We start from the raw sequence: 12,304 nt of genomic DNA on the forward strand, positions 1-12,304 counted from the left end.
GAACGCTCCTGTAGGCTCTTTCTTCTTTGACCGTGGGATTTGCATCCCACAGGTTATCAGTTACTCGGCTTCCAACTGCTTGCCTTGGGTTTCCGGCAGGCTCAGGGCCGCCAGGATCACCACGCCGTAGGACACCGCCGCGAACGCCCCGATGCCGACACTCAACGGCACCTTCTGGCTCAGGATACCGATCAACAACGGGAACAACGCCGCCACTGCCCGGCCGATGTTGTAGCAGAACCCCTGCCCTGAACCCCGGATGCGGGTCGGAAACAGTTCGGTGAGGAACGAGCCCATGCCGCTGAACATCCCCGAGGCGAAGAAGCCCAGGGGAAAGCCCAGCCAAAGCATCACGTTGTTGCTCACCGGCACTTGGGTGTACAGCAATACGATGGTGAACGAACCCACGGCGAACAGGACGAAGTTTTTCTTGCGACCGAGGATGTCGCTCAAGTACGCGCTGATCACGTAACCCACGTAAGAACCGACGATGACCATCGCCAGGTAGCCACCGGTACTCAGGACGCTCAGGCCACGCTCGTTCTTGAGGAAGGTCGGCAACCAGGACGTGATGGCATAGTAGCCGCCCAGGGCACCGGTGGTCAGCAGCGAAGCACGAAGGGTGGTGAAGAGGATGCCGGGGGCAAAGATCTCGTAGAACTTCGCCGGATTTTCTGGCGTCAGGCGGGCCTTGGTCTGGTTGTAGACTTCCGGATCCTTGACCAACCGGCGAACGAAAATCACGAACACGGCCGGCACGATGCCCAGGATGAACAAGGCACGCCAGGCGTCTTCCGGTGGCAACACCGAGAACAGCAGCGCATACAGAATCGCCGTCATGCCCCAGCCCAGCGCCCAACCCGACTGCACCATGCCCACCGCCTTGCCGCGGTCCTTGGCACGGATCACCTCGCCCATCAACACCGCGCCAGCGGTCCATTCGCCGCCGAAACCGAAGCCCATCAAGGTGCGGGCGATCAGCAGCTGTTCATAGTTCTGGGCAAAGCCGCACAGGAAGGTAAAGAAGGCGAACCACAGCACCGTCAGTTGCAACGTGCGCACCCGACCGATGCGGTCCGAAAGAATGCCGGCGACCCAGCCGCCCAGGGCCGAGGCGATCAGGGTGCTGGTGTGGATCAACCCGGCCTGTCCGGTGGTGATACCCCACATCGCAATCAGGGTCGGCACCACGAAGCTGAGCATTTGCGTGTCCATGCCGTCCAGGGCGTAACCGATCTTGCAGCTCCAGAAGGTGCGACGTTCCTGCTGGTTGATGTTGCGGTACCAATCGAACGGACCGGAACGGGCCTGGGGTTGGGGGACGCCGAGCGTGTCGGGTGCACTCATGGTGGTTCTCCACGGTTTTATTGTTGTGAGTCTCGACGACGCAGACGTGGAGACCGTTGCCCCGATTCTTGAGCGCGCAGCTGATCGCGTCCAACGAATAAAACCTTGGCCGGGTCATAAGAAAAATTTGATTGGGTGGGCAGAGAGCGCAGGAAATGACACTGCCAGAACTGAATAAACACAGTTGTGGCGAGGGGATTTATCCCCGCTGGGCTGCGAAGCGGCCCCATTTGGTAGTCCTGCTTGATACAGGAGGTGGCCTTGTTGGGGCCGCTTCGCGACCCAGCGGGGATAAATCCCCTCGCCACAAAAAGCCCGCGGCGGCGCTATAGCCCGCGCAGGTCACGCTCTTCGATCGGCCGGCTCTGGCGCAAGCGCTTGCCGCCCAGCACCACCCAGTCGATCAGGCGGAACAGGCATTCCAGGCCGAACGACAGCAACATCGCGCCGCTGATGCCCCAGATCATCGCTTCGGGAGTCAGCAGGATCTGGTAGCTGTAGCCGTTCCAGGTTTCCTTGCGAATATCCGGATCGGCCGCCAGCGCCACCTGCAACAAGCGGATGTACCACGGGCCTTGCATCGCCTGGAACTGCTTGTCCAAGGCCTGCTGGCGCACGAGCAAGGTGTTCAGGCTGTCGGCGTCGCTGCGAAATATCGGGTCTTCGCTGGCGCGGTAATGGGCCACCAAGGCCTGCATGTCACCCTTGAAGAATTGATTGGCGGTGCCCTGGAAACCTTGCAGGCCGGTTTGCGCCTCGATCAGGTGCGCCTCGACCCGCTTGGCGTAATCATTGATGAAGCCCGGCACCTGGACCCCGACCAGCAGGCCCACCGCGAACAACACCAGCCGTAGATAACTGAGCAACATAACGTGACGTCCTTATTCGGTGCGGCCATGGCTGACGCATTCACCGCGTCGCCACAGGCTCCATTGACCCGGTTCGTAGCGGGTCCAGGTTTCATTTTCGGTCAAGGGTTCGGTGGCGATCACCGTGACCACATCGTTGGGGGTGGTTTCAGCCTGGAAATCCACGATGACGTCGACGTCCTTGAGCCGCGCCGGGCCAAACGGCGCGCGCCGGGTGATCTGGGCCAGTTTGGTCGAGCAATAGCAGAACAGCCAGTCGCCATCGCTGAGCAGGCAATTGAAAACACCCTTGCTACGGTATTCGCTGCAAGCGGCGATCAACGAAGGCAACAATTGCTCCACTTCCACTGGCTCGGGAAAGGCCTGGCGCACGCGGTTGAGCAAATCACAGAACGCCGCTTCGCTGTCAGTATCGCCCACCGGGCGGTAGAAGCTCACGCCCGGCTGGAAATCGGCGAGTTGGCCGTTGTGGGCGAAACACCAGTTGCGGCCCCACAATTCGCGCACGAACGGGTGTGTATTGGACAGGCAGACCTTGCCGACGTTGGCCTGGCGGATGTGCCCGATGACCACTTCGCTCTTGATCGGATAACGCTGCACCAGGTTCGCCACTTCCGACTCGCTGCTCGCGGCCGGGTCCTGGAACAGGCGCAGGCCACGGCCTTCATAGAACGCGATGCCCCAGCCGTCACGGTGCGGCCCGGTCTTGCCGCCCCGCTGCATCAGCCCGGTGAAGCTGAACACGATGTCGGTCGGCACATTGGCGCTCATGCCCAATAACTCACACATGCTCGAACCCTCGATTGATTGGGCAGCCCGGCTACAGGCGTGGTTCGATTCGCGAACGCTGGGGATTGCTCGGCACGGGTGGCCGACCGTAACGGTCGTCACCGGCCACACCGAACGGTGGCTCGTCATCAGGCTCCGCAGCGGCGGCGGCTTTCGCGGCGGCCGCCCGCTCTCTGCGAGCGTTGGCAGCGCGCTCGATGGGGAAGCGGATCAGCACGAAAATCAGATAAAGGCCGAAGGCGATCATGCCGTACATGAGCAGATCGGACGCCGCGCGCCAGACGTTGTTACCAACCTTGAACAACACGTCCAGGGCGGCGATGGCCAGCGCCGGGGCAAATTTTTCCTTCACCGGGTCCACGATAGTGGGGCTGAACAGCAGCACCGCCATCAGCAGCCGCAGCGGCTCGCGCAACCAGCGCCACATGAAGCGGGTCATGCGCATCCAAACCAGGAGGCAGCCCAGGGCGGCAAAGGCGTACAAGCCCCAGGCAATCAGATAGTCGTTCTCGGTCATGGTGTCCATGGCAAGGCAGGCAAAGAGGCGCTTATAGTAACGGCTTTTCGCTCGTCAGGCTGCCCCGGCTTCTGCAGCAGACTGATGCGGTCAAATTTCCAGCTCGGCGACCGAACCGACCCAGCAGGCCACTTGTCCCTTTTCGTATCACGCTCGAGAGTTTTTCCATGCCCCTATCTGCCCAAATTTGCGATGCCCCGATTGCCCGCAAGGACCCCGGCGTCGACCCGTATGCCTGGCTGCAGGAGCGCGACACCGATGCCGTGCTCGAATACCTCAAGGCTGAAAACAGCTATCAGGAAGCAGCGCTCGCCGACCAGGCCGAACTGCGCGAAACGCTGTTCCAGGAAATCAAGGGACGGATCCTCGAGACTGACCTGTCCTTGCCCTCCCCCTGGGGCCCGTACCTGTATTACACCCGCACCACGGCCGGCGACGAATATCCGCGCCACTACCGCTGCCCGCGTCCGGCCGATGACAGCCTGACCGTCGATGAAAGCCGCGAACAGTTGCTGCTGGACCCGAACGCCCTGGCCGGCGGCGGATTCTTCGCCCTGGGCGCGTTCAGCATCAGCCCCGATCACCAGCGCCTGGCCTACAGCCTGGACACCACGGGCGATGAGATCTACACGCTGTTCGTCAAGGAATTGTCCAACGACAAGGTCAGCGAACTGTCCTTCGAAAACTGCGACGGCAGCATGACCTGGGCCAACGACAGCCTGACGCTGTTCTTTGGCGAACTGGACGAGACCCATCGCCCCCATAAGCTGTTCCGTTATCGCTTGGACGGCACCGCCGCCGAAGAGGTGTTCCACGAGCCGGACGGGCGTTTTTTCCTGCATTGCTACCGTTCAAGCTCGGAGCGCCAACTGATCCTGTCCCTGGGCAGCAAGACCACCAGCGAAGTCTGGGTGCTCGACGCGACGCAACCGCAGCAGCCGTTTACCTGCGTGGCGCCACGGGTAGAGGACCATGAATACGACGTCGATCACGGCTTGCTCGACGGCGAATGGACCTGGTTCATCCGCAGCAACCGCGACGGCATCAACTTCGCGTTGTACCAGGCGGCCGACACAGGTGAGGCGCCGATCGAGGCTGACTGGCAAAACCTGATCCCCCACAGCGACACGGTGATGATCGACGGCCTGAGCCTGAACGCCACGGCCATGACCTTGAGCCTGCGCGAAGGCGGCCTGCCGATCATCGAAGTTCACCCACAAGGTGTGCCGAAATATCGGGTGCAATTGCCAGACGCGGCCTACAGCCTACACGTACAGAACAGCCTGGAGTTTGTCAGTGAGCGCATCCGCCTGCGCTACGAGGCACTGAATCGCCCGGCGCAGATCCGCCAATTGGACTTGGCCAGCGGCGATCAGGTCGTGCTCAAGCAAACCCCGGTGCTGGGTCCGTTCGATGCCGATGCCTATGTCAGCCAACGACTCTGGGCCACCGCGCCGGACGGCACGCAGGTGCCCATCAGCCTGGTGGTCAAGCGAGAATCCCTCGGCAAACCCGTGCCGCTGTACCTGTACGGCTACGGCGCCTATGGCGAAAGCCTCGACCCGTGGTTTTCCCATTCGCGGCTGAGCCTGCTGGACCGCGGCGTGGCGTTTGCCATCGCCCATGTGCGTGGTGGCGGTGAACTGGGTGAAGCCTGGTATCGCGCCGGTAAGCAAGAGCACAAGCACAACACTTTCAGCGACTTCATTGCCTGCGCCGAGCACTTGATCGCCAAAGGCTTGACCACCGCCGACCAGTTGGCGATCAGCGGCGGCAGTGCCGGCGGGTTGTTGATTGGCGCGGTGCTCAACCAGCGCCCGGAACTGTTCAAGGTCGCGATCGCAGAAGTGCCGTTCGTCGATGTGCTCAACACCATGCTCGATCCCGAGCTGCCATTGACCGTGACCGAATACGACGAATGGGGCAATCCGGAAGAGCCGGACGTCTATGATCGGATCAGGGCCTACGCCCCGTACGAAAACGTCCGCGCCCAGGCGTACCCGGCCATGCTGGTGATCGCCGGCTACAACGACAGCCGCGTGCAGTACTGGGAGGCGGCCAAGTGGGTCGCGAAGCTACGGGCCACCAAGACCGACGACAATCCCCTGCTGCTCAAGACCGAACTGGGCGCCGGCCATGGCGGCATGAGCGGTCGTTACCAGGGATTGCGTGACGTAGCACTCGAATATGCGTTTGTATTGAAGGTTTTGGGTGTGGCCTGAGGAACTCTGTGGGATGGCTGGGTCTTAGCTGCATGCACTCGGCCCCGGATGCAACACAATCCCCTGTGGGAGCGAGCTTGCTCCCACAGGGGATTGCCTTATACCCAGGCACTATGAAACCGCAACAAACACAAGAAAAGACCGTGACGACATGTCAGAACCGACCTTACTGAACAAAGAAATCCGCGACTGGCTGATGGACTGCGGTCTGTTCGACCAATTGCTGCCCGTCGACTTTGCCGCCGCGTCGGGTTACTTCAGCATCAGCACCATCGCCCAGGGCGAGGCGATTTTCCGTGAAGGTGATGCCGGCAGCTTCATGTGCATCCTTCATACCGGCCAAGTGGCCGTGCAGAAGACCGGCCCCGACGGCCAGCCAGTGACCATCGCCACGCTGCGCAGCGGCCGGGCCTTCGGCGAAATGGCCGTGCTCGACGGCGAACGACGCTCGGCCAGTTGCATCGCCGCCACCGATTGCCAACTGCTGAACCTGGGCAAGGATTCCCTGGAGAAAATGCTCAACGACGCGCCCAAGATCGCCGCCAAGATCATCCGCGCCCTCGCCGTCTCCCTGTCCAAGCGCCTGCGCATGGCGGATGGGCAGCTGTTGTCGCAGCAGGTCTGACCACCATTAAACCTAGCCGGAGCCCTCTGTGGGAGCGAGCTTGCTCGCGATAGCGTCAGTTCAGCCAGTATCAATGTTGACTGATACACCGCTATCGCGAGCAAGCTCGCTCCCACAGGTTATTGCATTGTGTGGGCGTCCTACCCCCCCGGCGGCTTGACCTTCGGCGGCTTCGGCTCCATACCCGGTATCGGCTGGTCCTTCGGCGGCCTGGGCATTTCGATGGGCGGTAACAGGGGCGGGCCGTTTCCGGGTGCCACCTTGGGCACTCCGCTAGGCGTCACCGGCGGATACGGCATGGGCGTGGCGGTGCCCGGCGACCCCGGGATGCTGGGCGGGCTGACCGGAATGGTCGGCTGCTGGGCCTGGGCGCAACTTATCGAGAGCGCCGCCAGGGCAATGGCCGTTAGAATGATGCACTTCATCAATGGCTCCGTGGCTATTGTCTGCTTTCAGGCTAGCCCCTGCCGGGCCGGTCTGCTCCTTCCCCATGAGATTTCCATGAAACGTTTTGTTCTGCTCGACACCACGCCTATCCCTGACAACGGCGGCGCCCTGTGCCTGTTCGAGTACGGCGAAGATTTCGTGATCAAGATCCAGGGCGGCGACGGCGGGCAACTGATGAACACCCGCATGCACGGTTCCGAAGACGCCCTGGCCGAGATCCCCTGCCGCAAAGTCGCCGGTCGCCCCGGCTCGCGCGTGTTGATCGGCGGACTCGGCATGGGTTTCACCCTCGCCTCCGCCCTCAAGCACCTGGGTAAGAGCGCCGAAGTGGTAGTGGCCGAACTCGTGCCAGGCGTGGTGGAGTGGAATCGCGGCCCCTTGGGTGAAAAGGCCGGACGCCCCCTGTCGGACCCGCGCACGGTGATCCGCATGGAAGACGTGGCCAAGGTGCTGCAAGCCGAACCCCAGGGGTTCGACGCGATCATGCTGGACGTCGATAACGGCCCGGAAGGCCTGACCCAGAAAGCCAACAGTTGGCTGTATTCGGCAGGAGGCCTGGCGGCGTGCGCCAAGGCCCTGCGGCCTAAAGGCGTCCTGGCGGTGTGGTCGGCCAGCGCCGACCGGCAGTTTTCCGACAAGTTGAAGAAGGCCGGCTTCAAGGCCGAAGAGGTGCAAGTGTTCGCCCATGGCAACAAAGGCACCCGCCACACCATCTGGATTGCCGAGAAACTCAAGGGCTGAGCTAAACTCTGTCCAACCGTCATCTGTCTTTTCTACAAAGGTGAACCCATGAGTTCGTCCACCCCACCGTCCAACACCGCCAAGCTGGACCGCATCCTCGCCGACGCCCAGCGCGACCGGGAGATGGGCTACCGCGACAAAGCCCTGAAAATGTACCCCCACGTCTGCGGCCGCTGCGCCCGTGAGTTTTCCGGCAAGCGCCTGAGCGAACTGACCGTTCACCACCGCGACCACAACCACGACAACAACCCACAGGACGGCTCCAACTGGGAGCTGCTGTGCTTGTATTGCCACGACAATGAGCACTCGCGCTATACCGACCAGCAATATTTTGGCGACGGTTCCCTGAGCACGCCGAAGATCGCCAAGGCGACCCACAACCCGTTCGCCGCGTTGGCGGGGTTGATGAAAAAAGACGAGTAGTGCCGCCCAGTCCAGTCCGCGGCCAGGAAAACGCCTTTCCAGCCACGGCTCCCGCCCCATCCATGTCGCTTTTCTGTCGCCCGACCTGACAAAACTGCAATTCGTGCGTCAGGTCGCTGACAGCTTCACGCCTTTAGCATGCCGCTACTTGTCTTTTTCCGGGCCAAGCAAACCAAACCTGACGGACGCCAATCCTCCGGCTCACGCTTTATCCATTCTCCAATGACAGGTCGCGGCGACTCGCCAGGCCGATAGGAGCATTCCATGAACGACCACGAGCATCCAAGCGACGGTCCAAGGCCCTTCTGGAAGAACAAGACCGGCGTTGTCTTGATCATGTTATTGGCGATCGGCCTGTTCTATCTGGTGCGGGAGCACTTTGGTCACATTTCGGCCAACTGGCCTTACTTGATCCTTCTGGCATGCCCATTGATGCACGTGTTTGGACACAATCATGGCAGGCATGGGCAACACAGCGAGTCGCCGCATAAACCAAGGGATCCGCAGGGGCGCTAGCCATGCCACACACCACCGATCATACACACCACCGCATCTCAGTAGCCGAAGGCATCACAACCGAATACACCTGTCCCATGCACCCCGAAATACGCCAGCCTGGTCCAGGCAGTTGTCCCAAGTGCGGCATGACGCTGGAGCCTGTGCTGCCGATAGAGGGGGAAGAGGACAATGCCGAACTCAAGCAACTGAGCCGGCGCTTCTGGTGGAGCCTGCCACTGACGGTGATCGTGACCGTGCTCGCCATGGCCGGCCATTCCTTTTCACTGTTTCATGCCAACACTCAGAATCTTGTCGAATTCCTGTTGGGCACCCCAGTGGTGCTGTGGGCGGGTTGGCCGTTCTTCAGCCGGGGATTGGCGTCGGTTCGCCAACGCAACCCGAACATGTGGACGCTTATCAGCCTGGGCACTTCAGCAGCCTATCTGTACAGCGTTTGCGCAACGTTTTGGCCTGGCATGTTTCCCTCCACATTCATGAAGGAAGGACGTATCGGCGTTTACTTCGAAGCCGCCGCGGTCATCATTTCCCTTACTTTGCTCGGGCAAATGCTTGAACTCAAGGCACGCTCACAAACGAGCGCCGCCATCAAATCGCTGCTCGGCCTTTCACCCAAGACCGCCCGCCGGATCAGCGCCGATGGCCAAGAGCATGACGTCCCCCTCGCCCACGTGCACCAGGGCGATCGGCTGAGAATCAGACCGGGTGAAAAAGTGCCGGTAGATGGTTCAGTGCTCGAAGGCGAAAGCGCCGTAGACGAATCCATGCTCACGGGCGAACCGGTACCGGTGAGCAAGCACGTCGGTGACAGCCTGATCGGTGCGACGATCAATACCCATGGCAGCCTGGTAATGATCGCGCAGAAAGTCGGCGCCGAAACCGTGTTATCGCAGATAGTCCAGATGGTAGCCCAGGCCCAGCGCTCCAAGGCCCCTCTGCAGCGATTGGCGGATGTAATCGCGGGTTATTTCGTGATGGCGGTAATCGCCGTCGCCGCACTGACATTTGTCGGCTGGGGATTGTCAGGCATGGAGCGCGGTTGGATCTTTGGCCTGATCAATGCCGTTGCCGTGCTGATTATTGCTTGCCCTTGCGCGTTGGGGCTCGCTACCCCGATGTCTATCATGGTGTCCACCGGCAAGGCGGCCGGCATGGGGGTGTTATTCCGCGACGCCGGCGCCATCGAGAATCTGTGCAAGATCGACACGCTGATCGTCGACAAGACCGGCACCCTGACAGAAGGGCGCCCGGTGTTTCACAGTGTCCAGACCACTCAAGGCTTCGACACTCGCCAAGTATTACTCTGGGCAGCGAGCCTTGATCAGGGCAGTGAACATCCCCTGGCCCAGGCCATCGTCGAACAGGCCCGGAAAGAAAACCTTGACCTGATCAAGCCCGACGCATTTGACTCCGGCAGCGGCATTGGTGTCAGTGGCCTGGTGGATGGCAAACGGCTGCATTTGGGCAACAGTGTCCTGATGAGAACGGCCCATGTGGGTGTCACGTCGCTGCAGCAACAAGCCGAACAGTTGCGCTCGCAAGGCATCAGTATCGTTTATCTCGCGGTCGACGGTGCGCTGGCCGGATTGCTGGCCGTATCGGACCCGATCAAGCCAACCGCCGGGGAGGCAATCCGCCAGCTCAAGGCCCACGGCATTAAAATCATCATGGCCACGGGCGACGGCCTCACCACCGCACGCGCCGTGGCCAAGGAGCTGGACATCGAAGAGGTGCATGGGGAAGTCAAGCCCGAAGACAAGGAGCGTTTGGTGGCGGATCTTCAGCAATATGGCCGTCAAGTCGCGATGGTTGGCGATGGCATCAACGACGCCCCCGCCCTGGCCCGTGCACACGTTGGGATTGCGATGGGCACCGGCACCGACGTCGCGATGAACAGCGCTCAGCTGACATTGGTAAAAGGCGACTTGATGGGCATTTTGCGGGCCCGCACCCTGTCGGTGGCAACCGTCAGGAACATGCGCCAGAACCTCGGGTTTGCCTTTGTTTATAACGCGATGGGCATTCCCTTGGCTGCCGGCCTGCTGTATCCATTGACCGGTCATTTGCTCTCACCGATGGTCGCCGCCGTCGCCATGAGCATCAGTTCGGCATCGGTGGTGTTCAATGCGCTGAGGTTGCGTAACGCACCGGCGTAATAATTCGAAGAATAAAAACAGGCGCCACCAGGGCGCCTGACCGTCTCAAGACCAAAGGAGAGCAAACGAGACGGTAATCAGCCACCATTCGGGCAGTTTTCACCCAGGAGCCTGTACTCCACGGTATTGAGCTTGCCGTTCGAGTCTTCGTAAGTCATGCGCGACGGCCCGACGCCGCAGCCTTTATTGGCCGGAGTCATACTCACCACTTTTTTTACGTCGAGCTTCATGCCGTATTCGTAATGAACGATCTCGGCGGCGGCTTTTCCGTTTTCGGCGGCGTATCGCGCCATGGCGTTTTCGTTGTTCCGAATCATCTGGCCATAAACCCGGTCGCCCCCTCCTTCGGCGAAGGCAAGGGAAGAAACGGACAGGATCGAAACGGCGAGCAAGGCATCAAGGATTTTCATGAGGAACTCCGGCAGTTATTTGTCAGGCCAACCTTATCGACCGGGGCCTTTCACAACGCTGGCGGGGACGTTACCAATCGGTCAGGTTAGTGACAGGCTGCCGACCATCAGCCACCCAGGAATCCAATGTGGGATCGAACTCACTCGTGATGGCGATCAACCAGACACCACACATCTCGAACCTGACCACCCTCCTCCATTCACCGTATAATCGCGCCTTTTCCCCAAAGGCACCCCGTCCGTGGCCAACAAACGCTACAGCTGCATCGGTCTGTTCAACCCCAAGTCGCCGGAAAACGTCGGTTCGGTCATGCGTGCCGCCGGCTGTTACGGCGTGGCGTCGGTGTTCTACACCGGCAAGCGCTATGAACGCGCCGCCGACTTCGTCACCGACACCAAGAAGGTCCATTACGACATTCCGCTGATCGGCATCGACGACTTGAAGAAGATCCTGCCCCTGGGCTGCGTGCCGGTGGCCGTCGAGCTCGTGGAAGGCGCCCGCCCGCTGCCCGAATACACCCACCCGGACCGAGCGCTGTATATCTTCGGCCCCGAGGACGGTTCGCTGGACAAAGACATCCGCGACTGGTGCGAAGACGTGATCTACATCCCCACCAACGGCTGCATGAACCTGGCGGCCACGGTCAATGTCGTGTTGTACGACCGCATGGCCAAAGGCAACAACACGCGCTCGGGTCCGCAATTCCGCTGACCGGCGGGAAATTCCATGGAACGACGGATTCGCTCTGGCAGTCAGCTTTATACAATTCCCCACACTGGAGACAGATCATGAGCGATAACAATCCGTTCGGGCCGGTGGATACCACCCCTTTCCAATCCCGCAGCCCGCAGAACGTGCACGGCTGGGAGCGCATCGGTTCATTGGCCGGTGGGGTCCTGATGATGGGCAAGGGCTTGCGCCGTGGCGGTGTGATCGGCCTGGCGCAACTGGCAATCGGTGGCATGGCCCTGGCACGCGGCATCACCGGGCATTGTTCGGCGAAAAGCCTGCTGGAAAAAAATCGCCAACATCTGCATGACGCCCGCGCCCGCATCGAGCAGGCCGGCGACGAACTGAGCCGCATGAAGGCCAATGCCGAGGCGGCGACTGGCACGGCTACGGTGACGGGGAATGATTCGTTGAGTTCACCTAGGGCTGGGCTCTGATTTTTGCAGTGCCGCTGATGCCCTCATCGCAAGCAAGCTCGCTCCCACATTGGATTTGTGGTGTTCACAAGAGCC

General features: G+C 61.0%; 14 protein-coding genes. 8 read left to right on the plus strand and 6 right to left on the minus strand.

The window, feature by feature from the left end; translation table 11 throughout:
- Positions 1-60: 60 nt before the first annotated feature.
- The 4 genes from Q7C33_RS18215 to Q7C33_RS18230 all read right to left on the minus strand — a co-directional run bounded on the left by Q7C33_RS18215 (position 61) and on the right by Q7C33_RS18230 (position 3,531).
- Positions 61-1,347: an MFS transporter gene (locus Q7C33_RS18215; RefSeq protein ID WP_198797160.1), complete on the minus strand. Its 1,287-nt coding sequence runs from the start codon at positions 1,345-1,347 to the stop codon at positions 61-63.
- Between the two features lie 326 nt (positions 1,348-1,673).
- A complete protein-coding gene (locus Q7C33_RS18220; protein WP_003184238.1) occupies positions 1,674-2,216 on the minus strand; it encodes a DUF2937 family protein in 543 nt (180 codons plus the stop codon).
- A gap of 12 nt (positions 2,217-2,228) precedes the next feature.
- Positions 2,229-3,005: a class II glutamine amidotransferase gene (locus Q7C33_RS18225; RefSeq protein ID WP_030141181.1), complete on the minus strand. Its 777-nt coding sequence runs from the start codon at positions 3,003-3,005 to the stop codon at positions 2,229-2,231.
- A gap of 31 nt (positions 3,006-3,036) precedes the next feature.
- A complete protein-coding gene (locus Q7C33_RS18230) occupies positions 3,037-3,531 on the minus strand; it encodes a hypothetical protein (protein WP_030141182.1) in 495 nt (164 codons plus the stop codon).
- Positions 3,532-3,689: 158 nt separating this feature from the next.
- On the opposite strand from Q7C33_RS18230, the gene Q7C33_RS18235 reads away from it, so the two are divergent.
- Together Q7C33_RS18235 and Q7C33_RS18240 are read left to right on the plus strand one after the other, a co-directional pair.
- A complete protein-coding gene (locus Q7C33_RS18235; protein ID WP_407683898.1) occupies positions 3,690-5,744 on the plus strand; it encodes a S9 family peptidase in 2,055 nt (684 codons plus the stop codon).
- 151 nt (positions 5,745-5,895) lie between these two features.
- Entirely contained in the window at positions 5,896-6,369 is a 474-nt protein-coding gene (locus tag Q7C33_RS18240) for a cyclic nucleotide-binding domain-containing protein (RefSeq protein ID WP_030141184.1), read from the plus strand.
- A 140-nt stretch (positions 6,370-6,509) separates the two neighbouring features.
- Here the strand turns inward: Q7C33_RS18240 and Q7C33_RS18245 are convergent, their stop codons facing one another.
- The gene (locus Q7C33_RS18245) at positions 6,510-6,794 is read right to left on the minus strand and encodes a hypothetical protein (protein ID WP_323154346.1); all 285 of its coding nucleotides are present in this window, start codon (positions 6,792-6,794) and stop codon (positions 6,510-6,512) included.
- A gap of 76 nt (positions 6,795-6,870) precedes the next feature.
- Between Q7C33_RS18245 and Q7C33_RS18250 the strand changes: the two genes are divergently transcribed.
- The 4 genes from Q7C33_RS18250 to Q7C33_RS18265 all read left to right on the plus strand — a co-directional run bounded on the left by Q7C33_RS18250 (position 6,871) and on the right by Q7C33_RS18265 (position 10,652).
- Positions 6,871-7,557, plus strand: coding sequence for a spermidine synthase (locus tag Q7C33_RS18250; protein WP_030141186.1), 687 nt, complete (start codon positions 6,871-6,873; stop codon positions 7,555-7,557).
- Positions 7,558-7,605: 48 nt separating this feature from the next.
- A complete protein-coding gene (locus tag Q7C33_RS18255) occupies positions 7,606-7,980 on the plus strand; it encodes a YajD family HNH nuclease (RefSeq protein WP_003184246.1) in 375 nt (124 codons plus the stop codon).
- A gap of 264 nt (positions 7,981-8,244) precedes the next feature.
- Positions 8,245-8,496: a DUF2933 domain-containing protein gene (locus tag Q7C33_RS18260; protein WP_198797157.1), complete on the plus strand. Its 252-nt coding sequence runs from the start codon at positions 8,245-8,247 to the stop codon at positions 8,494-8,496.
- A 2-nt stretch (positions 8,497-8,498) separates the two neighbouring features.
- On the plus strand, positions 8,499-10,652 hold the full coding sequence (locus Q7C33_RS18265; protein ID WP_407683899.1) for a copper-transporting P-type ATPase: 2,154 nt from the start codon (positions 8,499-8,501) through the stop codon (positions 10,650-10,652).
- Between the two features lie 77 nt (positions 10,653-10,729).
- Here Q7C33_RS18265 and Q7C33_RS18270 read toward each other — a convergent pair whose 3' ends face one another.
- A complete protein-coding gene (locus tag Q7C33_RS18270; protein WP_198797155.1) occupies positions 10,730-11,062 on the minus strand; it encodes a DUF2790 domain-containing protein in 333 nt (110 codons plus the stop codon).
- A 241-nt stretch (positions 11,063-11,303) separates the two neighbouring features.
- Between Q7C33_RS18270 and Q7C33_RS18275 the strand changes: the two genes are divergently transcribed.
- Both Q7C33_RS18275 and Q7C33_RS18280 read left to right on the plus strand, forming a co-directional pair.
- Positions 11,304-11,774, plus strand: a complete 471-nt coding sequence (locus Q7C33_RS18275) for an RNA methyltransferase (protein WP_030141187.1) — start codon at positions 11,304-11,306, stop codon at positions 11,772-11,774.
- 77 nt (positions 11,775-11,851) lie between these two features.
- Positions 11,852-12,229 (plus strand): YgaP family membrane protein, encoded by a 378-nt coding sequence (locus Q7C33_RS18280; RefSeq protein WP_249873722.1) that lies wholly within the window; start codon positions 11,852-11,854, stop codon positions 12,227-12,229.
- The last annotated feature ends 75 nt before the right edge of the window (positions 12,230-12,304 follow it).

This window comes from Pseudomonas sp. BP11-1-1, assembly GCF_052112105.1.
Classification (GTDB): domain Bacteria; phylum Pseudomonadota; class Gammaproteobacteria; order Pseudomonadales; family Pseudomonadaceae; genus Aquipseudomonas; species Aquipseudomonas alvandae.